At 62.5% G+C, this 23,095-nt stretch carries 20 protein-coding genes and 2 tRNA genes; 14 read left to right on the top strand and 8 right to left on the bottom strand.

Annotated features, from left to right (window positions below):
- Positions 1–38: 38 nt before the first annotated feature.
- Entirely contained in the window at positions 39–293 is a 255-nt protein-coding gene (locus tag NKH06_RS04935) for a hypothetical protein (RefSeq protein WP_352865650.1), read from the bottom strand.
- On the opposite strand from NKH06_RS04935, the gene tyrS reads away from it, so the two are divergent.
- The 3 genes from tyrS (at position 280) to NKH06_RS04920 (ending at position 2,988) form a co-directional block, all read left to right on the top strand.
- The gene (tyrS, locus tag NKH06_RS04930) at positions 280–1,533 is read left to right on the top strand and encodes a tyrosine--tRNA ligase (protein ID WP_352865653.1); all 1,254 of its coding nucleotides are present in this window, start codon (positions 280–282) and stop codon (positions 1,531–1,533) included. The genes NKH06_RS04935 and tyrS overlap by 14 nt on opposite strands.
- An 859-nt stretch (positions 1,534–2,392) precedes the next feature.
- Positions 2,393–2,581: a type II toxin-antitoxin system HicA family toxin gene (locus NKH06_RS04925; protein WP_352673854.1), complete on the top strand. Its 189-nt coding sequence runs from the start codon at positions 2,393–2,395 to the stop codon at positions 2,579–2,581.
- A gap of 5 nt (positions 2,582–2,586) precedes the next feature.
- Positions 2,587–2,988 (top strand): type II toxin-antitoxin system HicB family antitoxin, encoded by a 402-nt coding sequence (locus NKH06_RS04920; RefSeq protein ID WP_352673856.1) that lies wholly within the window; start codon positions 2,587–2,589, stop codon positions 2,986–2,988.
- 31 nt (positions 2,989–3,019) lie between these two features.
- On the opposite strand, the gene NKH06_RS04915 is transcribed toward NKH06_RS04920, so the two are convergent.
- Entirely contained in the window at positions 3,020–6,400 is a 3,381-nt protein-coding gene (locus tag NKH06_RS04915) for a hypothetical protein (protein WP_352865658.1), read from the bottom strand.
- Positions 6,401–6,495: 95 nt separating this feature from the next.
- Between NKH06_RS04915 and NKH06_RS04910 the strand changes: the two genes are divergently transcribed.
- Together NKH06_RS04910 and NKH06_RS04905 are read left to right on the top strand one after the other, a co-directional pair.
- Positions 6,496–6,963, top strand: a complete 468-nt coding sequence (locus NKH06_RS04910) for a peroxiredoxin (RefSeq protein WP_023810305.1) — start codon at positions 6,496–6,498, stop codon at positions 6,961–6,963.
- 151 nt (positions 6,964–7,114) lie between these two features.
- A complete protein-coding gene (locus NKH06_RS04905; RefSeq protein WP_352892411.1) occupies positions 7,115–8,419 on the top strand; it encodes a M23 family metallopeptidase in 1,305 nt (434 codons plus the stop codon).
- A 49-nt stretch (positions 8,420–8,468) separates the two neighbouring features.
- Here NKH06_RS04905 and NKH06_RS04900 read toward each other — a convergent pair whose 3' ends face one another.
- Positions 8,469–9,698, bottom strand: a complete 1,230-nt coding sequence (locus tag NKH06_RS04900; RefSeq protein ID WP_352440132.1) for a M20 metallopeptidase family protein — start codon at positions 9,696–9,698, stop codon at positions 8,469–8,471.
- Positions 9,685–10,863, bottom strand: coding sequence for a M24 family metallopeptidase (locus tag NKH06_RS04895; protein WP_352440131.1), 1,179 nt, complete (start codon positions 10,861–10,863; stop codon positions 9,685–9,687). Before NKH06_RS04895 ends, NKH06_RS04900 begins: the two co-directional genes overlap by 14 nt.
- A 225-nt stretch (positions 10,864–11,088) precedes the next feature.
- Between NKH06_RS04895 and NKH06_RS04890 the strand changes: the two genes are divergently transcribed.
- From NKH06_RS04890 to NKH06_RS04870, 5 genes are all read left to right on the top strand, one after another.
- Entirely contained in the window at positions 11,089–12,255 is a 1,167-nt protein-coding gene (locus tag NKH06_RS04890; RefSeq protein WP_352440130.1) for an ROK family transcriptional regulator, read from the top strand.
- Positions 12,252–13,016: an ATP-binding cassette domain-containing protein gene (locus NKH06_RS04885; RefSeq protein WP_352440129.1), complete on the top strand. Its 765-nt coding sequence runs from the start codon at positions 12,252–12,254 to the stop codon at positions 13,014–13,016. Before NKH06_RS04890 ends, NKH06_RS04885 begins: the two co-directional genes overlap by 4 nt.
- Positions 13,017–13,055: 39 nt before the next feature.
- On the top strand, positions 13,056–14,096 hold the full coding sequence (locus NKH06_RS04880) for a sugar ABC transporter substrate-binding protein (protein WP_352440128.1): 1,041 nt from the start codon (positions 13,056–13,058) through the stop codon (positions 14,094–14,096).
- A gap of 146 nt (positions 14,097–14,242) precedes the next feature.
- Positions 14,243–15,238: an ABC transporter permease gene (locus NKH06_RS04875; protein ID WP_352440127.1), complete on the top strand. Its 996-nt coding sequence runs from the start codon at positions 14,243–14,245 to the stop codon at positions 15,236–15,238.
- Between the two features lie 13 nt (positions 15,239–15,251).
- On the top strand, positions 15,252–16,022 hold the full coding sequence (locus tag NKH06_RS04870; RefSeq protein WP_352865671.1) for an SDR family oxidoreductase: 771 nt from the start codon (positions 15,252–15,254) through the stop codon (positions 16,020–16,022).
- A 61-nt stretch (positions 16,023–16,083) separates the two neighbouring features.
- Here the strand turns inward: NKH06_RS04870 and NKH06_RS04865 are convergent.
- Positions 16,084–16,159, bottom strand: a tRNA-Val gene (locus tag NKH06_RS04865).
- Between the two features lie 216 nt (positions 16,160–16,375).
- On the opposite strand from NKH06_RS04865, the gene NKH06_RS04860 reads away from it, so the two are divergent.
- From NKH06_RS04860 to NKH06_RS04850, 3 genes are all read left to right on the top strand, one after another.
- Positions 16,376–16,452: transfer RNA gene (locus NKH06_RS04860), tRNA-Asp, on the top strand.
- A gap of 339 nt (positions 16,453–16,791) precedes the next feature.
- Positions 16,792–17,352 carry a polysaccharide biosynthesis C-terminal domain-containing protein gene (locus NKH06_RS04855; protein WP_352440125.1) on the top strand — a complete coding sequence of 187 codons (561 nt, stop codon included), beginning with the start codon at positions 16,792–16,794 and terminating at the stop codon, positions 17,350–17,352.
- Positions 17,346–18,467 (top strand): glycosyltransferase family 2 protein, encoded by a 1,122-nt coding sequence (locus NKH06_RS04850; RefSeq protein WP_352440124.1) that lies wholly within the window; start codon positions 17,346–17,348, stop codon positions 18,465–18,467. Before NKH06_RS04855 ends, NKH06_RS04850 begins: the two co-directional genes overlap by 7 nt.
- 51 nt (positions 18,468–18,518) lie before the next feature.
- Here NKH06_RS04850 and rbsK read toward each other — a convergent pair whose 3' ends face one another.
- Genes rbsK through NKH06_RS04835 form a run of 3 tightly spaced genes read right to left on the bottom strand, consistent with a single transcriptional unit; the run spans position 18,519 to position 21,000 of the window.
- Positions 18,519–19,463, bottom strand: coding sequence for a ribokinase (gene rbsK, locus NKH06_RS04845; RefSeq protein ID WP_352440123.1), 945 nt, complete (start codon positions 19,461–19,463; stop codon positions 18,519–18,521).
- A gap of 4 nt (positions 19,464–19,467) precedes the next feature.
- Positions 19,468–19,920, bottom strand: a complete 453-nt coding sequence (locus NKH06_RS04840) for an RbsD/FucU family protein (RefSeq protein WP_352440122.1) — start codon at positions 19,918–19,920, stop codon at positions 19,468–19,470.
- Between the two features lie 21 nt (positions 19,921–19,941).
- Entirely contained in the window at positions 19,942–21,000 is a 1,059-nt protein-coding gene (locus NKH06_RS04835; protein ID WP_127288682.1) for an ABC transporter ATP-binding protein, read from the bottom strand.
- Between the two features lie 287 nt (positions 21,001–21,287).
- Between NKH06_RS04835 and NKH06_RS04830 the strand changes: the two genes are divergently transcribed.
- Positions 21,288–22,952, top strand: coding sequence for an ABC transporter substrate-binding protein (locus NKH06_RS04830; protein ID WP_352892403.1), 1,665 nt, complete (start codon positions 21,288–21,290; stop codon positions 22,950–22,952).
- Positions 22,953–23,095: the final 143 nt, after the last annotated feature.

Raw genomic sequence — 23,095 nt, 5'->3', positions numbered from 1 at the left:
TCCGGATCTGATCTGCGGGATGGCCCCGTCGCGGCGCCTCAGGCCCTGCCCCTGCGCGGCGCCTCAATACGCCAGCCCAAACGACGAAGCAAGGATTCGCAAACGCCATCCGCGCTAGCTGCAAAACGGGAAACCACTTTTGCTGATCGCTGGATCTTTGTCTGGCGCGCGATCAGACGCAAAACCGGAAACCACTTTTGCTGATCGCGCTTGGATGCTAAACGCCCGCGTTCATGCACATCCGAGCCACAGCGGCCGGGCGCTTTCGGGAAAGAAACAATGTCCGCCTTCAAATCCGATTTCCTGCGCACGATGAGCGAGCGCGGTTTCATCCACCAGACTTCGGATGATGCCGGCCTCGACAATATCTTCGCCAAGGAGACGGTGACGGCCTATATCGGCTTCGACGCCACCGCCAAGAGCCTGCACGCCGGCTCGCTGATCCAAATCATGATGCTGCACTGGCTGCAGCAGACCGGTCATCGGCCGATCGCGTTGATGGGCGGCGGCACCTCGATGATCGGCGACCCGTCCTTCAAGGACGAGGCGCGCAAGCTTTTGACCCCGCAGGACATCGAAGACAATCTAGCCGGCATCCGCCGCAACTTCATGCCCTACCTCAAATTCGGCAGCGGTCCGAACGACGCCATCATGGTCAACAACGCCGACTGGCTGATGGAGATCAACTACGTCAATTTCCTCCGCGATGTCGGCCGTCACTTTTCCGTCAACCGCATGCTGGCGTTCGATTCCGTCAAGTTGCGGCTCGATCGCGAGCAGTCGCTGTCGTTCCTCGAATTCAACTACATGATCCTGCAGGCCTATGATTTCGTCGAGCTCTACAAGCGTCTCGGCTGCCGCCTGCAGATGGGCGGCTCCGACCAGTGGGGCAACATCATCAACGGCATCGATCTCGGCCGCCGCATGGAGGATGCGCAGCTCTATGCGCTGACGACCCCGCTGCTCACCACCTCGTCGGGCGCCAAGATGGGCAAGTCGGCTTCGGGCGCGGTCTGGCTCGATGCGGAGATGCTGAGCCCCTACGAATTCTGGCAGTACTGGCGCAACACCGAGGATGCCGACGTCGCCCGCTTCCTGAAGCTCTACACGACGCTGCCGCTGGACGAGGTGGCGCGGCTCGAACAGCTCGGCGGATCCGAGATCAATGAGGCCAAGAAGATCCTCGCCACCGAGATCACCGCCCTGCTGCACGGCCGTGCAGCCGCCGAGCAAGCCAGCGATACGGCGCGCAAGACGTTCGAGGAAGGCGCGCTCGCGGAGTCGCTACCGACCGTCGAGGTCGACAAAACGGCGCTTGAAACCGGCGTCGGTATCCTGTCGCTGCTGGTCACTGCCGGACTGGCGGCATCGAACGGCGAAGCGCGGCGGCATGTGCAGGGCGGTGCCGTGCGCCTGAACGACGAGCCGGTGAGCGACGAGCGCCGCCTGGTGACTTCAAAGGATTTGAGTCCGGAAAGCGTCGTAAAGCTTTCTCTGGGAAAGAAAAAACACATTCTGGTGCGGCCGGCTTGAGGACTACCACGTGGAGAGATGATGAAGGTACCGATTTATTGGCTTGACCGAGCGGGTCAGACGGCCACATCGCTTTCCGAGCCAGCTTTCCCTTTCGTCGATATCGAGATTTCAAATGGGGGCGGCCTCTGGCACTCCGTTCAGGCAGTCGTTGACACTGCATGCATGGGCACGATGGTCACACGGGAATTGGCTCAAGCTTGGCGGCTCAACCCGGGTATGACAGCTGAGATGACTGGTAACTGGTCGAAGACCGAAGTCCAGTACAGGCAACATGCGTTACCAAATTTTCCCCCGGATGACCATGGAGTGCTTCATCGGAGAGCTACGCTTGGACAGCGATGGCTTCCCTATCCAAGCCCTCATAGGCATCGATACCCTGAGACACGGGACTCTCGTCCTTCGGCCTCCCCCAGCTGAAAGCTACCTGCAATTCGAGATATCTGGACTTGAAGCTCGCGCAGAACATCCGCCAGTTCATTGATGAGTTGAGTAGAGGAATAACCGCCAGCTGATGTTTGAGACGTGCGCGACGCAGAGGTAGCCGGTGACCGGCTTGGTGAGTCCTCATTCGGCCACGCGATCGACGGAACCGGCGAAAGAGCACTGCTCTGCACCCTCGCTTTTGGCGCTATCCAGATGCGGTTTCGATGGATGGCATGACTGCTTACACTTACAGGTGTCGTTTCGAAGAACTGCACTTCAGCATTTGAACCGCGGCGAAACTTGCATTACCTTTGTTGGTAGCTTTGACAGCGACGACGACCATCAGGCGGATCACCGCAACGTCATATGCAACCAATTCGGTCTAGACCGATTTTCATTGACATCGTGCGCATCAGTGTGTATTGATACACACATGAAGAGCGCCGATGTGATTGCAAAGTTGGTCGCTGATGGATGGTTCGAAGTTGCTCGAAAAGGCAGTCATGCTCAATTCAAGCACAACGACAAACCGGGACGGGTCACCGTTCCACACCCCAAACGAGACATACCCATCGGCACCCTGCGTAGCATCGAAAAGCAATCTGGACTGACACTGAGGTGAGAGACATGAAGCAGTATATCGGACTTATCCATAAGGATGCCGAAAGCGACTTCGGCGTGTCTTTTCCTGATTTTCCCGGCGTGGTTACGGCGGGTAAGGACTTAGACGACGCCCGAGTTATGGCCGAAGAGGCCCTTGCCTTTCACATCGAAGGGCTCGTCGAGGACGGAGAGGCTATTCCAGAGCCCTCGTCTCTGGCTGAGGTTATGGCGTCAGCTATCAACCGCGATGGTGTGGCCATTCTGGTTGGCGTGAAAACCGAGGCAAAAAAGGCGGTGCGGGTAAACGTCACTCTACCGGATGACGTTCTTCAGCGGATCGATGCATTTGCCGAGGCTCATGGCTACACCCGATCTGGGTTCCTCGCCAAGGCCGCAGAAAAGGTAATGGAACTCGAAGCCGCCTAACTTTCGTGACGAAAGGTGGGCGGCCTAACGATCACCGGTATTCGAAGATCGATCTGAATATCCCAGGCGCGATCACCGACAGCGGATTGATGTCCAGCAGCGGCTTGTTGGCATTGCCCTTGAGCCGGTAAGTGACACCGATCAGGCCACGGTCGCGACCATTGCCGAGCAGCGCGCCAACGATGGGCAGTTCGCCGAAGATGCGATTGAGGCCATAGACCGGCATGAACGTGCCGGTCATGTCCATGTTGTTGTTCTGGTCGTAGAGCGTGCCCTGGAACGTCGTCCCGATGCGCGGTCCGCGCAGCACGCCATTGGCCAGTTTCAGATAGCCGCTGCCCTTGTCGATCTCGGCGTAGCCGCGTTCGAACTTCACCCGCGATGTGTCCAGCTTGCCCTTGACCGCCTGATTGAGGCTGCGGTTGTCGCCGGCCGGCGTGGTCGAGACGATGGAGGCGAGTTTCGGTTCGTTGACGACGAAAAAGTTGCTGGTGTCGACCTTGCCCTTGAGCGATCCGTCGCTCGGCCCGGCCAGTGCGAGCGTGATCGCGCCGCCTTCCATATGCTCGTAGATGTTGAGGAATCTCAGAATGGCGCCGGCGTCGGCGGACTGCATGTTGAGCGTGCGCCGGCCGGCGCCGGTGGTGTTGCTGATTGATATGGCCGCACCTGAACTGGCCGTGGCGCTGACCTTCAGCCCGTTCACCCGCGAGCCGGCCGCGCTGTAGTCGAGCTTCAGATTGGACAATTGCTCGTCGTGGAAACCGGTCAGCCGGTCGACATCGGCGCTGACGGAAATGGCATCGGAACCGGTGGTCTTGGTAGCCGTGTCGACGTCCGAAGTGAACTGCTTGATGAGCGAGCGGGCATCGAGCGCGTTGCCCGATATGTCGACCGCATAGCCCTTGCCGGACCGCTTCACCGACACGGCAACGTCGTCGCCCCTGTTCAAGGTGACCTTGCTGAACCGCGCCGACGACAAGGCGCCATTGACCAGCACGATGCTGCCGTCGACGGAGAACGTCTTTCCGTCGAGGTCGAAATCGGACAGCGTCATGGTCTCGCCGGACCTGGTCATGACGAAGGTGACCTTGGCGGGGACCCCTGCCCCCTTGCTCCAGCCCGCCCAGGGAATGTCCAGCCTGGCGTTGGTCAGGTCGGCCGAGACGTTCTGGTCGCCGCTGCCGTTCTTGTCGATCGCCACCTTTACCGTTCCGGCAAGCAGCGGCTTCAGGCCGGGCATGGCGGCGGCGCGGATCTTGTCGTCAAGCACCAGAGCCACCTTGCGGCTGCGCGCCGGCCCGTCATCCCTGAGCGGCTCTACCAGATCGAGTTCGGCCGGAATGCCGTTCAGCAATGCCTTGGCGGAGATCACCGCCTTCTCCGGATCGACCGTGATCGAACCGTCGGCATCCGTCACGATCTGGCCCTCGAAGGGCTTGGCCAAGGACATACCGGTGTAGTCGAGCGACACCAGCCAATCGAGCTTCGAACTGTCGACGCCCGACTGCAGCGGAATATCAGCCTTGACGTGGCCGGTGACGCTGCCCGACAGGTCTTCCGGCAGAATGCCGACATGGCGCATGGCGTTGATCGGCTCGTAGGATGCGAGTTCGGCGACGGCCGACGCTTCGCCGTCGACGTCGATATCGAGCGCGCCGACGACCGGCGGGCGGTTGGCCGCCTTGACCGTCAGCGTGCCGTTGCTGGCCGCCACGGTGCGGCCGCTGGGCATGTAGACGGTGCCCGAGGACAGGGAGATATCGACATCGTTGCCGTGGAAACCGACGACACCGACCGCGTCGCGTATCGGCGGGATGCGGCCGGCGGTGTCGAAGCGCGATCCCTCGATCTGGAAGCGGCCGAACACCTCATCGGCCGAAAGCGGCACGCCGTTGCCAAGCCGGCCCGGCACAACCTGGAACTGAAGGTTGGCGTCGACGACACGGCCGCCGAACAGATTGGCCAGCACCCACAGCCGGGCATTGCGCGCCGAAAACCACGGCCATAGCTGCTTGACGTGAGAGACCTGCATGTCGTGGATGTTGAACGCCAGATTGATCCCCGGCACTTTGCCGTCGACGAACGCCACGGCGGCGGTGCCAAGCATCTCGCCGGAGCCGGCGGACCGGAGCGCGATCTGCTCGGCGACCAGTTTGTGGCTCACCGTATTGTAGACCCCGGCAATCCGGGCGAGGAAGGTGAGTGCCGGCTCGGGCGACTCCGAAGGCGCAAGCGACGACCCGTCGCTGGTCAGGTCGTAGCGATAGGAGGGTTCTTCACCCACCGCTCCGCTTGCCGGCTTCGGCCCGATCGACCCGGCGAAATCGAATGTCGAGCGGCCGGTCTTCAGCAGCAATCTGTCGACCTGGATCTTGTTGCTGCCCGCAACCAGCGTCGCATTGATATCGACGTCCGCCGGCAGCAGTCCTCGCGTGCCGAGATCAAGGACAGAACCCGTCGACGACAAAGCGGCCGTCAGCCGCGATGCGTTCGCGCCGAACCCTTCCGATCCCGTCAGCTTCAGCGCGACGGTTCCCAGCTTGCCGGCAGCGGCCGCCATGTCGCCGGTATCGGCCAGATCGACGCTCGCATCCAGTGCCGTGACGCGGTGCGCCGCGATATCGCGGGAGGCGGAAGCGGCAACGGTAGCCGTCCTGCCGTCGATGTCCGCCGTGGACGAGAACTGCATGCCGCCCGGGCCTGACTGCACGACGGTGGCGTCGGTGATCTTGACGAGCTTGATCGCTCCGGTTTCGGGCAGCACGAATTCGACATTGCGAAGGTCGATCCGGCGCAGCGAATCCTCCCGCACGGCATCGAGTGCGTGGTTGATGTTTCCGAACACCGCGGCGGACAGCTTCTCCGGATCGATGAGGCCGTCCGCATTGCGCAGGCCGGCAGTCCAGTCGCCGCCTGACGGCATCGCCGCCACGACGATGCGGGCATCCGAGATCCTGGCGCTGGTCAGCCGCACATCCCCCCACAGCAGCGGGAACAGACGCACGCCGAAGCGCACGCGGCCGGCATCGGCCATCGGCTTGCCGTCCGATGTCTTCAAGCTGACGTCGCTGACCTGAAGCGCGATGAAACTCGAACCGTCGAGCGTGATGCGGGCAGGCCCGACCGCGACATTGACATCGACGCCCGCCAGTTTCTCGAGCGCCGTTTCCGCCTCGGTGCGAAGCCGGTCGGCTCCGATGCCGGAGGCGCCAACCAGATAAACGAGCATGGCGGCCAGCAGCACGAAAGCGACCAGACCTGCGAACAGTCGCGACAGGATGCGAAAACCGCGTCCGATCGACGCCTGACCGAGCGGCGGCACACGGCAGGCGGACGGAAAGGTCCCCAGGTCGGTGATCTCATCACGCCTGAACCGGATCTTCTCGTGCTGCGGTCGCTCCTGATCCACGCAATTTTCCGTTGTACGAACTCGATCGTGGACGAATCCCCGTCCGACACTATATCGGTGTGGCTTCGCGCGTAACCTCAAACAAGGGCATCGGTATGGCTGACCTCGACGTAGGCGATCTCGCGCCGCAATTCGACCTGCCGCGGGACGGCGGCGGATCAGTCAGCCTTGCCGCATCGTCCGGCAAGCCCATCGTGCTCTATTTCTATCCGCAGGACGACACAACAAGCTGCACGCAGGAGGCGATCAGCTTCTCGCAGCTGAAGCCGGAGTTCGAGAAGGCCGGCGCCGTGGTGATCGGCCTGTCGCCCGACCCCGTCAAGAAGCACGACAAGTTCAAGTCGAAGTACAATCTGACCATCGACCTCGCCGCCGACGAGGAGCGCAAGGTGATCGAGGCCTACCATCTGTGGGTCGAGAAATCGATGTATGGCCGCAAGTATATGGGGGTCGAGCGCGCGACGTTCCTGATCGGCCGCGACGGGCGGATCGCCAGGATTTGGCGCAAGGTCCGCGTCAAGGGCCATGCGGAAGAGGTGCTTGAGGCCGTTCGTGCGCTTTGAGATTTTACCGGCGAGGCCGGCCCGGTTTCCCTTACAACCTTGCGCACGCCTGGCGGGCAACCGCTGCGGACAAGTCGGCGCTGCAAGCCTTTGTTAACCTTAATAATGTGTAGTCAAGCTGTCGTGGTGTCGTAAACGAAAGCTTGGTCCCGTGAACGCAACCGGTCAGTCCGCAGTATTCGGCAGACGTAAGGAGCCCCATACGGTCATCATCGCCCGGGGCAACGAGATCAGGCATTTTACGATCCGACCGTGGCTGGCGGCCTTTATCGGCTCGGCGCTGGCCGCCATTGCCATAGGCTACCTCATGGCCACCTCCTATCTCGTGCTGCGCGACGATTTGATCGGCGCCACCACGGCGCGTCAGGCGCGCATGCAGCAAGCATATGAAGATCGCATTTCGGCGCTTCGCGCCCAGGTCGACCGCATCACCAGCCGGCAGTTGCTCGACCAGCAACTGATGGAAACCAAGGTCAGCGAACTGCTTGAACGGCAGAGCCAGCTGAGCCAGCGTCACGGCCGCCTTGGCCCGCTGCTCGAACGCGCCGAGAGCGAAGTCGGCGCAGCGCCGGCCGAATATCCGGCAGCGGTTGCGAAGCCGGACAAACGCGCCGAAGTGACCGGCAGCATCAAGGAGCCCGCGCGCAATTATGCGGTCGCCAGCCTGAGCGCCGATCCCGGGGCCGGCGACACAAGGCCGTTCTCGCTGTGGTCGACCCGCTCCGATCCGCTGCCCAACGATTCAGCCGCCGATCGTGCCGACAAGCTCTTCGTCTCGATCAACCAATCGCTGAGATCCATCGAGAGCGATCAACTGACCCGCATAAGCACGCTTGCCGACAATGCCTACAAGAGCGCCGATGCCATCACCCAGGCGCTCGAGGCGGCCGGACTGCCCGTCGACAGCGACTTCGGCAAGGGCGACAGCGATGTCGGCGGACCGCTCATCCCGGTCGACAGTTCGATGATGTTCGACAGCAAGGTCAAGGAGTTGGACGAAGCGCTTGACGCGCTCGACCATCTCAAGAAGGAAGCGCGCCAGCTGCCGCTGACCAACCCCGCACCGGGCCACTCCGTCACCAGCCCGTTCGGCGTGCGCACCGACCCGATCCTCGGCACCGCGGCACTGCATTCCGGCATGGATTTCAGGGCGCCGATCGGCATGGCCGCCAAGGTCACCGCGCCCGGCACCGTCACCAAGGCCGGCTGGAACGGCGGCTATGGCCGCATGGTGGAAGTCGACCACGGCAATGGCTTTGCGACACGCTACGGGCATCTCAGTGAAATCGACGTCACCGTGGGCGAGAAACTGGAGGCCGGCGCCGTCATCGGCAAGACCGGCAGCAGCGGCCGCTCAACCGGCCCGCATCTGCACTACGAAGTCCGCCACAATGGCGAAGCGATCGATCCCTTGCGCTTCCTCACGGTCGGCAAGAAGGTCGCCCAGTATCTGTAAGCGATCCTGGGCTCCTGCCCCATGCGCCGATGATCATCATGATGGCTGACTAAGGCGCTCCCGCCGACAGAAACGCCGTCGCTGCCGAAACCAGGGTGGCCGCGCCGACCTTCAACGCGGCCTCGTCGACACGAAACCGGGCGTGATGGAGCGGAAAGACCGATCCGATCGCCTCGTTTCGGATTCCCAGCCGAAAATAGACCGAAGGACGTTTCTCGCTGTAGTAGCCAAAGTCGTCCGCGATCGTCCATCCGGGCGTGTTGAGGATGTTGTCGGCACCGATGCAGGCCTTGGCGCTGGCGGCAATCAGTTCAGTCATCTCGACATCGTTGACGACACCCGGTTCGCCCTTGTGGATGTCGACCTCGACACGCGCGCCGTGGCTTGTCGCTACCCCATCGGCTATCGTACGAAGGCGGCGCCAGGCCCGCTCGCGGGTGGCGTCGCTGCCGCTTCGGATGGTGCCTTTCAACGTGACCTTGCCGGCGGTGACATTGTAGGCGTTGCCGCCGTTGATGGCCGTCACGGAGATCACCAGCGGATCGTAGGGGTCGATCTCGCGCGAAACGATCTTCTGCAATTCGCTCACCAGGGAGCAAGCCACGGCCAACGCATCGACACCCTCATGCGGTTTTGCCGCGTGCGACGCCGAGCCGATGACGGCCACATCGAACGTGTCGCAGGCCAGAGTGTAGGGACCGGAGCCGACGGCGATCTTGCCGGTCGGTGTGTACGGATCGACGTGGACGCAGATGGCGGCGTCGATATCGTCGAGAAGCCCCTCTTCCACCACCCGCCTGCCGCCCGACGGTTCGTCCTCCTCCGCCGGCTGGAAGATCAGGCGAACGGTACCGCCAAAACTCTCCCGCGACTGGTGAAGATGCGCGGCGACCGCAAAGGCCATCGATGCATGGGCGTCGTGACCGCAGGCATGCATCACGCCTGGATTCGTCGATGCATAATCGACGCCGGACTCCTCCTCGATCGGCAAGGCATCGATGTCGGCGCGAATGGCGACCTTTCGATTTGACGGCTTGCCGGTGCCGATAATGTCGACGGCCAGGCCGAAGCCGGCGATGTCGCGAATGTCGGCAATTCCCTGATCCACCAGCATCTGCCTGAGATAACGCTGCGTGCCGGCCTCTTGGTTCGAGAGCTCGGGATTGCGGTGCAGATGGCGGCGGACCTCGATCATCCGGTCGAGAATTCCGGCGGCGATATCGGTCGTCACGGTTTTCGCAACACCACCCGCCGTGGCCGAACCCTCAGGATTTGACATGGATCTCTCGCGGGAACTTCGTCAGGGTCTCGTGGCCGGTTTCGGTGACCAGGATGGTCTCGCTGATCTCGATGCCCCAGCCGTCCATCCACATGCCGAGGATGGAATGCACGACGTTGCCTGATACAAGCACCGTCTTGTCGCCCGGCCTGAGGCTGATCGTGTGTTCGCCCCAATCCGGCGGATAGGCGACGCCGATGGAGTAGCCGATGCGCGATTCCTTCTTCAGTCCATGGCGCTGGATGACCTTGCGCCAGGCGGCTTCGACGGCTTCGGCTGACGTTCCCGGCCTGACCGCGTCGAGCACCGCGTCCATGCCCTCGATCACCGCTTTTGCCGTGTCGGAAACATTAGTCGGCGTCTTGCCAAGCTGCATGGTCCTGGCGAGGCCTGCGGCATAGCGGCGGCAGACCCCGGCAAGTTCCAGCGCAATCGTCTCGTTTTCTCCGAACCGCCGGTCGCTCCACATGATGTGCGGCGCCGAGGCATTCTCGCCACCGAGGATTGTCGGTGGAAGCGCGGTGATGTCGCCGGCAAAATCCGGGCTGCCCGCAATCTGCGCCGCCTGGATGGCGGCGATGGCATCGCATTCGCGAACACCCGGCGCAATCACCTCGAAAGCCCGCGTGACGGCCGCTTCGGCCAGGGTCGATGCCTTGCGCAAATACGCGATCTCGGGCGCCGATTTGACCGCGCGGATCCAGTTCACCAGCAGGTCGGCATCGTGCCATTTTGCGTTGGGAAGTCCGGCGACAAGCCGGGCGTGCGCCTTGGGGGAGAAATAATAGGCTTCGAGTTCGATGCCGATATGTCTGACACCCCAGCCCCTGGCGACGATCCAGTTCGCGATCCAGTCCATGGGATGGCGATCGACGCGCTGAACATGATCTTCCGGAAAGCCGACCACGTTTTCCGGTTTCATCCAGGCGGTCAGAAGACCGCCTGCCGCATCCATGGCGCGCCCGATCCAGACCGGCTCGACATCCTCGATTGGAACCAGCACCACCTGCGGCGTATAAAACGACCAGCCATCGTAGCCGGTGATGTAATGCTGGTTGGCAACGTCGTTGACGACAAGGAGCTCGAGATCGCGCTTCGCCATCTCGGTGCGGATCTTGCGAAGCCGCTGTTGGTACTCGTCGCGGGCAAACGGCAATTCGATCATCTTTGCTCCATGCTTTGTCAGATCAACGGTCGCGGGGTTCGCTCACCATTGAAGAGGTTTCACCATGGCGGCAATCGGCCAGGACGACGCGTGGGCAGGTCCTGGACCGAATACGCCCTCCACGGCCTTCCTCCTGGAAAGCTTTCGCCGAGAATTTATTTTTGAATTCCATTTGACTGAATAAATAAGCAATGCGAAACTACTCTCTCCTAAGGGGCGCAAGGCATGGCACTGCGGGGGACCAATCAGGAGTTCGGGCGGCCGTACAACCGGCGCATCGTGCTTGAGTCCATCCGCCTGCATGGGCCGATCGCCCGCGGCGAGATCGCCCGGCGCGTCGGCCTCACCGTCCAGACGGTGTCGACCATCGTTCGTGAGCTGGAAGATCAGGGCTACATCCTGTCGCTGCGCGAAGAGCCGAAGGGGCGCGGTCTGCCGCCGGCAACGCTCCGGATCAACCCCGATGGCGGCTATGCCGTCGGCATCCACATCACTCCGCTTGGTATCAGCGCCGCCTTGATCAATCTGAGCGGCGACGTGATCGAGAGCATCTACCGCGAGGCGCCGAATGCGACGCCGGACCACGCCTTCGAGCTGATCGGGGCGATGGTGGTGGAATTGACCAGACTACGGGCTGGCGGACGAGTGCTGGGCGTCGGCATGGCCCTGCCCGGCCCATTCGACGTGGAGTCCATGAGTTTCGTCGGGCCGACCACCATGACCGGCTGGAAGGATGTAGCGCTGCGCGAACGGCTGGCGGCCTCCACCGGATTGCCGGCCTTCTTTGAAACCGATATGGCCGCGGCCGCCATGGGCGAGCGGCTCTACGGCCTCGGCGCCCAGTTTTCCGAATATTACTATCTCTATTTCGGCGTCGGCCTTGGCGGTGTCATGATTCATGACGGCAGCGCCTTGCGCGGCGCCTGGGGAAATGCCGGCGAGATCGGGCACATTCCCGTCATTCCGGGCGGCCAGGCTTGCCCGTGCGGCAACAGCGGCTGTCTCGAAAGATATTTGTCGCTCGAAGCGCTCCGGCGCTGGAACGGCAGCGAGGCGGATTGGGTCGCCGAAGTCGCGCCGATCTTTCACAACGCCGTCGCCGTCATCGAGAACCTGTTCGACCCGGAGACGGTCATCCTCGGCGGGCTGGCGTCCACCGACCTGCTCGAAATGCTGGCTGGTTCGGCCGGAGGCCTGCACAACTCCGTCTCGGCCCGCAAGGACCGCACCACGCCCAGGGTTGTGGTCGCACGCGGCGGGCAGCATTCCGTGCTGCGCGGCGCCGCCGCCCTTGCGGTTTCCGGGGTGCTGTCACCCCGCTTCGGGCAGATGTTCGCGGCCGAACGCGAACGCGAGCGCGACCTTCTCAAAGGCAGGGAGATTGCGGCATGAGTGAACCCCTGCTGGTGCTCGACAACGTCACCAAGAACTATGGCGCGATCGAAGCGCTCAAGGGCATCAGCTTCTCGATCGGCAAGGGCGAGGTCGTGGCGCTGCTGGGCGACAACGGCGCCGGCAAATCGACGCTGGTCAAGATTATCGCCGGCGGACTGGAGCCGACCTCCGGCCGAATGCTGTTCGAGGGCAAGGAGTTCCTTGCCCGGTCGCCCGCAGAGGCCAAGGCAGCCGGCATCGAGACCGTCTACCAGGACCTGTCGCTGTGCACCAATGTCGACGTGGTGGCCAATTTCTTCATGGGCCGCGAAATCACCAGGAAGGTTTTCGGCATTCCCGTGCTCGACGAGCGCGCCATGGAGGCCGTCGTCGGAAAGGCGCTGGCCAGTGCCGGCACCCGCATCCCCTCGCTGCGGGCCAATGTCGAGCATCTCTCGGGCGGCCAGCGGCAAGCCATCGAGCTCAACCGGTTCGTGCATTGGGGCGGCAAGCTGGTGCTGCTAGACGAACCGTTCGCAGCGCTCGGTGTCGAACAGACGCGGCGCGGCCTCGACATGATCCGCCAGGTGGCGAACCAGGGCATCGGCGTCGTCATCATCACCCATATCATGCAGCAGGCCTTCCAGGTCGCCGACCGGATCGTGGTGATCCGGCAAGGCGTCGTGGCCGGCGATGTCGCGCGCAACAAAACAAGTCCCGATGCGGTGATCAACATGATCACCGGTGAGACGCTTGCCGGTGCCGGACCGACGGGCTGAGGGACAAAAGAGGGGTCCGGCTTAAGAGGAGCGAACGACATGAAGCGAATACTTCTTGCTGTCTTCGGTATCCTGGCACTGGCCTTTGCCACGCTCACGCCGGCATTCGCCCAGTCCAAGGGTATCGTCTACTATATGGTGCCGACCCTGCTGGACGAGTTCCAGACCGGCTCGGTGAGCGCGCTGGAACTGTTCCTGAAGCAGACCGGCTACGAGATGAAGACGCTGAACGCCGACAACAAGACCGACGCCCAGCAATCGCAGATGAACGATGTCATCGCGCTGAAGCCGGCGGCCATCATCCTGGCGGCAGTCGACTTCAATGCACTGAAACCGTCGATCGAGGCGGCCCGCGCCGCCGGCATCCCGGTGGTCGAGTTCGACCGCCAGATCACCTCGACGCCATCCGACTTCACCTCTGTCGCCGGAACGGTCGAGATCGGCTACGTCGCCGCCGACCAGGCCGAGAAGCTGCTGAAGGCAAAGCACGGTTCGGTGAAGGGCAAGGTGCTGCAGGTGCTCGGCGATCCCGGCGATCCCTATACGCTCGACATCCAGAAGGGCTTCGAGGAGAAGATGAAGGCGTTTCCGGACGTCAAGATCATCTCGCTTCCGGCCATGCAATGGGAAGCCAGCAATGCCGGCACAATCGTTGCCGACCAGATGCTGGCGAATCCCGACATCGACCTGATCTTCAGCCATGCCGCGCACCTTTCGGTCGCCGCCGTCGCCTCGCTCGAGGCAGCCGGGAAGAAGCCGGGCGACGTCATGCTGATGAGCTCGAACGGCGCTCCGGTCGGCCTCGACCTGATCCGCAAGGGCTGGCTCAACGCCGAAATCGAGCAGCCGCTCTACGCGCAGGCCGCGGCTGTCGCCATGTTCATGGACAAGATCGTCAAGAAGCAGGAGATCAAGCCCGGCGAATACGACGTGCTCGGCCTGAAATCGACCGTGACCACGGAAGCCTGGGGTCCGAACATCAAGATCCCCGGTGCCGCCATCACCAAGGAAAACGTCGACAATCCGGCCTTCTGGGGCAACCAGAAGCCACCGACGGACACCGTCAAGTCGGTCGAATAGTCATTGAAAGCGCTCCGGGCCATAGCAGCCCGGAGCCTGCCCTTTCACAACGCCGCGTCCGAAAGGATGCCGTGGCGAATTTGAATCCGCGCCTGAATCCGACGAAATCGATTTTGATTTCGCGGGGGCGCCAACCGGATCAGCCCATGAACCCGCGCACACGCAAAGCCCTGGAGTTCGTACTCGACAACCTCGTCTGGTTCATGCTGCTGTTCGTGCTGGTGGTCTTCTCCATCTTTGTCCCGAACTACTTTCAGCTCGGCATTTTCGCCAACATCATCGAGGCTTCCAGCGTGCTCGGCGTCATGTCGATCGGCCTGGCGCTGGTGATCATCGCCGGCCACATGGATCTGTCGGTCGAATCCGTCGCAGCGCTCAGCGCCATGGCGGTCGGCATCCTGTTCTGCTCGTCAGGTATAGGCATGGGCGTGCAGCTGCATCCCGAATGGCTGATGGTTCCGGTTTCGCTGCTGCTGGCGCTGGCCGTCGGCGGCCTCATCGGCGCCTTCAACGGCTATCTGGTGGTCAAGGTGAAGATGAGCGCCTTCATCATCACGCTGGCGTCCTACATCTGGGTGCGCGGCCTCGTGCTGGTCGTGTCGGGTGGCCGCTCGGCGCAGGACCTGGCGCCGGCCATCCGTTGGTTCGGCATCCAGCGCCTTGTCGGCTTGCCGCTCACCGCCTGGATCGCGGTCTCTTGCTTCGTCGTCTTTTCTCTGATTATGGCCAAGACGCCGTTCGGCCGGCATCTCGTCATGATCGGTGGCAACGAGACGGCAACTTTTCGTGCCGGCATCCGGGTGAACCGCAATCTCATCATCGCCTTCGTGCTAGCCGGCGCCATTGCCGGCCTCGCCGGCTGGCTGCTGGCCATCCGCACCTCGGGCGCCACCGCCAATCTCGGCGTCGGCCTTTTGTTCAACGCCTTCGCCGCCGTCGTCATCGGCGGCGTCAGCCTCAAAGGCGGCGTCGGCACCTTGCCTGGCGTCTATGCCGGCGTGCTTTTGCTCTCGGCCATCAACACGGCGATCAATTTGATGGGCCTGCCGGCCAATTTCACCCAGGTGATTCATGGCCTGCTGGTGCTGGCCGCGGTGCTGCTCGACGCCTTCAAGCAAACCATTCGCCAAAGACTCGCATGACAGGACGGCTCGCATGACAGGACGGCTAAAGGACAAGGTGGCGCTCATCGTTGGCGCCGCCCGCGGCATCGGCAAGGGCATTGCGCTCCGCTTTGCCGAAGAGGGAGCGCGGCTGGTGCTCGCCGACACCGAGGTCGATGCCGGGCAAGCCACCGCTGGCGAGTTGGGCGTCCCCTTCATCCGCACCGACATCTCGCAAATGAGCGACGCCGAGGCCGCCGTGGCGCTGGCGCTCAAACTCCATGGCCGCCTCGACGTCATCGTGCAGAATGCCGGCATCTATCCCTGGCAGCTGATCGAGAACACCAGCGCCGACGACTGGGACCGCGTCATGGCGGTCAATCTGCGCGGCACCTTCAATGCCAGCCGCGCGGCCCTGGTGCCGATGAAGGCGCAAGGCTTCGGCCGCATGCTCTACACCTCGTCCATTACCGGCCCGCATGTCACCAGCCCGGGCCATGGCCACTATTCGGCCAGCAAGGCCGGCATCAACGGCTTCATCCGCGCCGCGGCACTGGAATTCTCCGGCTACGGCATCACCGTCAACGGCGTCGAGCCCGGCAACATCCTGACCGAAGCCATCAAGCTGCATCGCGGCGCGGCTTACATCAAGAACATGGAGGACTCCATTCCGCTCGGCCGCCTCGGCAGCCCGCGCGACGTCGCCAACGCCTTCCTGTTCCTCGCCTCCGACGATGCCAGCTACATCACCGGCACGACCATTGTTGTCGATGGCGGACAGCTGCTGCCCGAGGGCAATGATTTCCGGCTGTTGCCGCCTTGAGTGCAGCACGAACCAGACGACTCGGTTCCGTGTCTGGCAACAGTTTGAATGGACTATGGAATGGTGGGCGATGACGGGCTCGAACCGCCGACATCTTCGGTGTAAACGAAGCGCTCTACCAACTGAGCTAATCGCCCGCTCCGGGCCGGACCTTTAAGCGGTCAGGGTCCGCTTCGCAAGGCCAAATGAATGCAGGACGCCCTGGTTGGATGCCGGTTTTGCCAACAAAACGCCGGCTGTCAAAAAACCTTCTCCTGTTTGCTGTTATGCTGTCCTGTCACGCTTGACACCCGGTGGCGAACCCCTTATCCAGCGCCCCAACGACGAACACGGCTGAAACGTGTTCGCCATGCGCGGGTGTAGCTCAGTTGGTTAGAGTGCCGGCCTGTCACGCCGGAGGTCGCGGGTTCGAGCCCCGTCACTCGCGCCATTTCTCTCAAGGGTATCAAGCCCTTGGCTTCAGAGAAATGTAGACATTGATTGTCAAAAATCTTCTTGGATGAGGCAACTCGGATTGTCTCGTATCTGAGTTGAATCTCCCAAGCATGGACGCAAGAACCGGCTCTGCAACGTCGGCATTGACGACGTCACGCTTTGGTTGCTTGTCGGTGGCGCCCCCCGATGCGCACCTGCCTCCGCTCCCATCAAAGCTCCACCCGCGGCCGAAAAGGTCATCATGGCTGCAAGAACCTGCTAGCCCCATCAGGACATCCATCGAAAACTGTGAGAGAAGGTCGGCCTAAGACGGTCAAAAGCGGAGGCTTTGTACATGAGCGATCACCCCAGCCTGAATCTTCTGGAGACAACACTTGCCGCCGCCAAGCAGGATCAACGGACTCTGGACGAGCAACGGCAAAGCACTACGCCGCTTGTGGACGGCATGTCCTTTTTCGACAGCATCCGGCACAATGACGACCGCGGCAGCGTCACCGAGATCTATGACCCGCGCTGGGGTTGGCATGCCGACCCGCTGGTCTTTTCCTACATATTCACAATTCGCCCTGGCGTGGTGAAGGGGTGGGGCCTGCACAAGCTGCACGAGGACCGCTATTTTGTGATCAGCGGCGAGCTGGAACTGGTCCTTTATGACCCCCGCCCCGAATCCAGCACATATGGCAAGGTTTCGAAGGTTTACCTCTCCGGCAATCGTCCACGCCTGGTCAACATTCCGAAATTTGTCTGGCATGCCGACAGAAACATCGGAACATCCGACTTGGTTGCCATCAATTTCCCGACGATACAATATGATCACGCAAATCCCGATAAGTACCGCCTGCCGATCGATACCGATCTCATCCCCCATGATTTCGGCAGCGCCAAGGGATGGTGAGCAAGCCCCGCTTTTCCATCCTCATGCCGACGCACTCGCGCGTGGATGTCATCGGTGTGGCTATCCAATCGGTGCTGGACCAGACCGTCGAGGATTTTGAACTGCTGGTCGTCGGCGACGGCTGCGCGGCCGGCACGGCCGAGGTGGTCGAAGCCTCCCATGACAGCCGCATTCGTTTCTTCGATCTCCCCAAGGCGCCGAACTTCGGCTACGCGAACCGCAACATCGTGCTGCGTGAGGCACGCGGCGAGCTGATTGGCTTTGCCGCCGATGACGACCTCCTGTTTCCGGATCATTTTGAGATCCTGGCGGATGGCCTCAAAACTGGAGCTGCCATCGCGTACAGTCAGGCGCTGTGGGTTTCCACTGATGGCATCGCGGCCCCCTTCCTGACCAATCTGGACCTGGCCGACGAGTTCAGGGTGTTCACTGAGGTCGGCAACACGATACCCGCCAGTTGCTTCCTGTATCGGGCCGATTGCCTGCCGTCGCGAGATGTCTGGCCCGAAGACGTCGCATCGGCCGGGGACTGGCAATTGTGGCGGCGAATCATGCGCGAGAATCCGCGAAACCCCTTCACCTATTGCCGCGTTCCAACCGTCCTGCATTTCAGCGCCGCATGGAAAAAATCACGGCACTCCGCAGTATCCCAACTCGCCACACTGCTTGATATAGCCGACAGAGCCGGCTGGTGGCCTTCGGCCTTGCGCGTCTGGATACCGAACGCCAGCAAGGAACAATCCGAGTACTCGCGCCTCATGCGCGTTGATCCCGCGGCCTGGAGCGAGCAGATGCGCCGTGCAGTCGGCGATCTGGTGGCACGGCTTGCCTGGGAGGATATCCAGGTGATGCGCCCTATGCTTGCAAGTGCTGAATCCGAGAAGGCGACGTTGCATTCTGAAATCTCAAGGTTGCGCAGTGAGCTCGAGGCGGCTCACCAAAGCAGCGTCGGGCTGCAGAGCCCCGCTTCGGATGCCAGGAACGAGAAGGACGAGATCGAACAAAGGTTGCAAGCGTGCCAGATGCAAGTCGCGGCCTTGCATCAGTCCAGAAGCTGGCGCTTCACAGGCCCGCTGCGCAAGATCTCCACAAGCTTGCGTTCGAAAAAATCATAGGCTTAAAAACGGGCCGGAGGCAGCGTCAGCCGCCAGTCAGCCAAGCCGATCTCATCCCCTCGCCAGCAGCGCCTCGACCTCCTGCAGCGTCGGCATGGACGGCGCGGTCCCTGGCCGGGTCACCGAAATGCCAGCGACGGCGCAGGCGAAGCGCACCGCTTGCAGCGGCTCCACGCCCCTCGAAAGTGCTGCGGCAAGCCCGCCATTGAAGGCATCGCCTGCCCCCGTGGTTTCGGCCACCGGCCCGGCACTGACGGCGGGAACATGGTCGGAGCGGGTCTTCGAGTGCAGAAGCGCGCCCTTGTCGCCGAGCGTGACGATGACCGTGCCGACGCCCCTTTCAAGCAGCTTATCGGCAGCACGCCGCGCCTCGTCGACCGAGGACACCTTCATCCCGGTCAGTTCCTCCGTCTCGGTCTCGTTGGGTGTGAGATAGTCGCAGAGCGTGTAGATGCGGTCGGGAAGCTTTGCCGCGGGGGCCGGATTGAGGATCGTCGTCACCCCTGCCCCACGCGCGATCTCCAGCGCCCGCATGGCTGCTTCGATCGGCTGTTCGAGCTGGGTGACGAAGACGCCGGCACCGCTGATCAGCCCGGCATTGGCTTCGATGTCGGCTGGTGAGATCAGCATGGCGGCACCGGGGCTGACGATGATGGCGTTGTTGCCGGTCGTCTCCTCGACGAAGATGTAGGCCGCGCCGGTGTGGCTTTCCGGCGTGTCGATGACGGCATTCCTGACGCCCGCCTGCGCCCAGGTCTGCCTGGCCATGTCGGCGAAGGGGTCTACGCCGAGGCGGGTGAGGAAGGTGATGTCGGCGCCGAGCTTGCCGGCGGCCACCGCCTGGTTCGAACCCTTGCCGCCCGGACCCAGCGTGAAGGATGTGCCGAGGATGGTTTCGCCCATGCGCGGCTGCCGCTGCGCCCTGTAGGCGGTGTCGGCGACGAAGACGCCCAATATGACCACAGGCTTCATGACGACCGGCTTGCCCGAAGCCATGCCGCTACTCCGCATCCGGCGGTACGACGCCCTTGCGGAAGGCGAAGCAGCCGTAGAAGCGGCGTTCGCCGGTCTGGATGACGCAATAGGCCTGTTTGGCGCGCTCGTAGAAGGCGTAGCGCTCGACCGCGATCATCGGCCACGACTTTCCCTCGGCCTTGTCGACTTCCTTTTGCGCTTCGCTTTGCACGGGCGGAATCTCGTCGGGCTTGCCGACAATCTCCATGCGTGCGGCGGAGTCGTCGACGAATGTGTCGAGCGGGTAGAGCGACAGCACCGCCTTGACCACTTGCGCCGCCGACGCATCGATGCGCAACACGCGGCCGAGCGCCGTCTGGCGCGCCACCGAATCGGACGGAAAATTGGTGTCGGCGATGATCAGATCATCGCCATGCCCCATTGCCCGCAATGCCTGCAGCACGTCGGCATTGAGCAGCGGGTTGATGCCTTTGAGCATGGTATTCCTCGTGAGTTGGGATCAGAGACGCTTGCCGGTCTCTGCGTCGAAAAGGTGGATCTGGTCGAGCCTTGGCTTCAGCTTGAGCGTGTCGCCCGGCTTGAAGTCGTGGCGCTCGCGAAACAGCGCCACCATCTCGCCTTCGCCGAAGCGCAGGAACACCAGCGTCTCCGAGCCGGTCGGCTCGACCACCGAAATCTTCGCCGGCACGCCGTCGGGATGGATCTCGAGGTGCTCCGGGCGCACGCCATAGACGACCGCCTGGCCGTCCTGCGCGGCATTGCCTGGTGCAATCGGGAACAGCGTGCCAGCGATGTCGACACCAGGCTTGTCGCCCTTGCGCATCACTCCTTTGAGCAGATTCATCGAAGGCGAACCGATGAAGCCGGCAACAAACAGGTTGGCCGGTCTGTCGAACAGTTCGAGCGGCGCGCCGACCTGCTCGATGCGGCCGTCGCGCATGACGACGATCTTGTCGGCCATGGTCATGGCTTCGATCTGGTCGTGGGTGACGTAGATTGTGGTGGTCTTCAGCCGCTGGTGCAGTTCCTTGATCTCGGTGCGCATCTGCACACGCAGCTTGGCGTCGAGATTGGACAGCGGCTCGTCGAACAGGAAGACCTGCGGATTGCGCACGATGGCGCGGCCCATGGCCACGCGCTGGCGCTGGCCGCCGGAAAGCTGGCGGGGATAGCGCTTCAGATAGGGATTGAGGTCGAGGATGTCGGCGGCGCGCTTGACCCGCTCGGCGACCACGGCCGGATCGGTTTTCCTGAGCTTGAGCGCAAAGGCCATGTTCTGCTCGACCGTCTTGTGCGGATAGAGCGCGTAGTTCTGGAACACCATGGCGATGTCGCGCTTGGCCGGCGGCAGATGATTGACGACGCGGTCGCCGATGGCGATCGTGCCGGCGGAGACGGTCTCCAGCCCGGCCACCATCCTGAGCAAAGTGGACTTGCCGCAACCGGAAGGGCCAACCAGCACCACGAACTGTCCGTCTGCGATATCGACGCTGACTTCGTGCAGAACCTTGACCGTTCCAAAGGCCTTGGCCACCTTGCTGATCGCGACTTGCGCCATATCTCCCCCATCGGCTCCATTAGCCGTAGGCGCCGAAGCTAACCAACGCGACCTGTCAGGGCAAGTCGGTCCCTTATAGATAAAAACCCGTTCTCGTTGACACGGCGTTTGGTTGTGAGAATAGTGGCAGGCGCTGGTCAAAATGTTGGTACCCGATCCGCAGGGAATTTCAATCGACGCAGGGTGGGGTCCTGCCTAATTCGTTTCCGAACCGGGAGCATCGTTGGCGCTCCGGCGTCCGACAGTTGGCCGATTTATTCACACTTATGTTCTGGGAGGAATAGGCGATGAGAACGGGTCTTTACGACAAACTGGTTCGAGCCAGCGCCACAAGGCGCGACATATTGAAGGGTGCGGCCAGCATGGCCGCGATCGCAGCCGCATCCGGCGCCGGACTTGGCGCCTTGACGCGCCCGGCCTCCGCGGCAAGCGAATTGCGCACAAAAATCCTGCAGATCCCCGGCGTCGGCAAAGGCCAGCCGACGGACGCCGATTTCCAGAAGGTCGGTGAACTCTGCCTCGAGGCGACCAAGGCCAATGTCAAGGAAGGCGAATTCGCCGGCGTCGAGCTGACCTTCATGGGTCTCAACAACCAGAACCTGCACAATGTGCTGTTCCGCGGCTTCCTGAAGCCATGGGAGACCTACACCGGCGCCAAGATCAACTGGATCGACCTGGCGCAGGCCGATTACAACGCCCGCCTGCAGCAGTCGATCGCGACCGGCACCGTCGATTTCGACATCATCGAAATGGGCGCGCCGTTCGAAGGCGATGTCTGCGGCAAGGGCCTGACCTCGGAAATGCCCGACTGGGTCAAGACCCAGATCGATTTCGACGATCTGGTCAGCTATCTGAAGCCGCCGGTCGGCACCTGGGACGGCAAGCAATACCGCGTGACCGTCGACGGCGACGCGCACAATTTCAACTACCGCACCGACGTGTTTACCGATGCCGACCTCGCCAAGGCCTGGAAGGACGGCGGCGGCGAAGGTGAATGGGGCGTGCCGAAGACCTGGCAGCAGGTCCAGGCGGTGACGAAGTTCCTCAAGGGAAAGAAACTCAAGGACCAGGACGTCTTTGGCTATCTCGACGCGCCCAAGGCGTGGGGTGGTTTCGGCTTCTATTTCCTCGGCAGCCGCGCTAGCGCCTATGCCAAGCATCCGGACGACAAGGCCTGGCTGTTCGACGCCGACACGATGAAGCCGCGCGTCAACAATCCGGCCTGGGTGCGCGCCATCCAGGACGTCATCGACGCGCTGCCGTCCGAACCCGCCGACCAGATCAACGCCGATCCGAACACGACCGCCTTCCAGCAGTTCCTGGCCGGCACCGGCTCGATGGTCACCTGGTGGGGCGACGTCGGCTCCAACGTCAAGACCAACGACTCTTCCGTCGTCGGCGACGTCACCGGCTTCTCGATCCTGCCTGGCTCGGACGATGTCTACAATGCGAAGACCGGCGCCTGGGACAAGCTCGCCAGCGGCCCGAACTATGCGCCCAACTGCGCCTATCTCGGCTGGGGCGTCTATGTCATGGCCCGCGTCGATGCCGACGAAAAGAAGAAGAAGGCGGCATGGTCCGCCGCCGCTCATCTCGGCGGCAAGGACCTGTCGATCTGGACGGCGATGTATCCATCGGGCTTCCAGCCTTACCGCAACTCGCATTTCGACATTCCCGAATGGGTGGCGGCCGGCTACGACGAGGCGTTCATCACCTCCTACCTCAAGTCGGAATCCGACAGCTACAACCATCCGAACGCGGCGATCGAGCCACGCATCCCCGGCATCTTCCAGTACTACAGCGCCGCCGAGGACATCCTGGCCAACACTTTCGCCGGCAAGATGAAGGCGCAGGAAGGCGCCGACGCCATTGCGGCGGCCTGGGAGAAGCTGACCGACCAGATCGGCCGCGACAACCAGATCAAGCTCTACAAAGCTTCGCTCGGCATGTAGGCTGGCCTATGAACCGTGGGGCGGGGGCCCCCCCCGGGCCCCTTAGACCCGGCCCCGGGGCGCCAGACGGGTGGAACCGGGGGGGGTTGTGGGGGGACAGACTTCGGCCGCGCCCCACAGGGCGGCCGGAGGCCGGCCCGACG

It is taken from the genome of Mesorhizobium sp. M1342, assembly GCF_040317955.1.
Lineage (GTDB): Bacteria > Pseudomonadota > Alphaproteobacteria > Rhizobiales > Rhizobiaceae > Mesorhizobium.
Note: the sequence above shows the minus strand (reverse complement) of the source record. Positions and strands in the feature narration are given on the sequence as shown.

Coding starts and splice junctions, on each gene's coding strand:
- tyrS (WP_352865653.1), top strand. CDS start 280: ATGTCCGCCTTCAAATCCGATTTCCTGCGCACGATGAGCGAGCGCGGT.
- NKH06_RS04925 (WP_352673854.1), top strand. CDS start 2,393: ATGAAGAGCGCCGATGTGATTGCAAAGTTGGTCGCTGATGGATGGTTC.
- NKH06_RS04920 (WP_352673856.1), top strand. CDS start 2,587: ATGAAGCAGTATATCGGACTTATCCATAAGGATGCCGAAAGCGACTTC.
- NKH06_RS04910 (WP_023810305.1), top strand. CDS start 6,496: ATGGCTGACCTCGACGTAGGCGATCTCGCGCCGCAATTCGACCTGCCG.
- NKH06_RS04900 (WP_352440132.1), bottom strand. CDS start 9,698: ATGTCAAATCCTGAGGGTTCGGCCACGGCGGGTGGTGTTGCGAAAACC.
- NKH06_RS04895 (WP_352440131.1), bottom strand. CDS start 10,863: ATGATCGAATTGCCGTTTGCCCGCGACGAGTACCAACAGCGGCTTCGC.
- NKH06_RS04890 (WP_352440130.1), top strand. CDS start 11,089: ATGGCACTGCGGGGGACCAATCAGGAGTTCGGGCGGCCGTACAACCGG.
- NKH06_RS04885 (WP_352440129.1), top strand. CDS start 12,252: ATGAGTGAACCCCTGCTGGTGCTCGACAACGTCACCAAGAACTATGGC.
- NKH06_RS04880 (WP_352440128.1), top strand. CDS start 13,056: ATGAAGCGAATACTTCTTGCTGTCTTCGGTATCCTGGCACTGGCCTTT.
- NKH06_RS04875 (WP_352440127.1), top strand. CDS start 14,243: ATGAACCCGCGCACACGCAAAGCCCTGGAGTTCGTACTCGACAACCTC.
- NKH06_RS04870 (WP_352865671.1), top strand. CDS start 15,252: ATGACAGGACGGCTAAAGGACAAGGTGGCGCTCATCGTTGGCGCCGCC.
- NKH06_RS04855 (WP_352440125.1), top strand. CDS start 16,792: ATGAGCGATCACCCCAGCCTGAATCTTCTGGAGACAACACTTGCCGCC.
- NKH06_RS04850 (WP_352440124.1), top strand. CDS start 17,346: ATGGTGAGCAAGCCCCGCTTTTCCATCCTCATGCCGACGCACTCGCGC.
- rbsK (WP_352440123.1), bottom strand. CDS start 19,463: ATGGCTTCGGGCAAGCCGGTCGTCATGAAGCCTGTGGTCATATTGGGC.
- NKH06_RS04840 (WP_352440122.1), bottom strand. CDS start 19,920: ATGCTCAAAGGCATCAACCCGCTGCTCAATGCCGACGTGCTGCAGGCA.
- NKH06_RS04835 (WP_127288682.1), bottom strand. CDS start 21,000: ATGGCGCAAGTCGCGATCAGCAAGGTGGCCAAGGCCTTTGGAACGGTC.
- NKH06_RS04830 (WP_352892403.1), top strand. CDS start 21,288: ATGAGAACGGGTCTTTACGACAAACTGGTTCGAGCCAGCGCCACAAGG.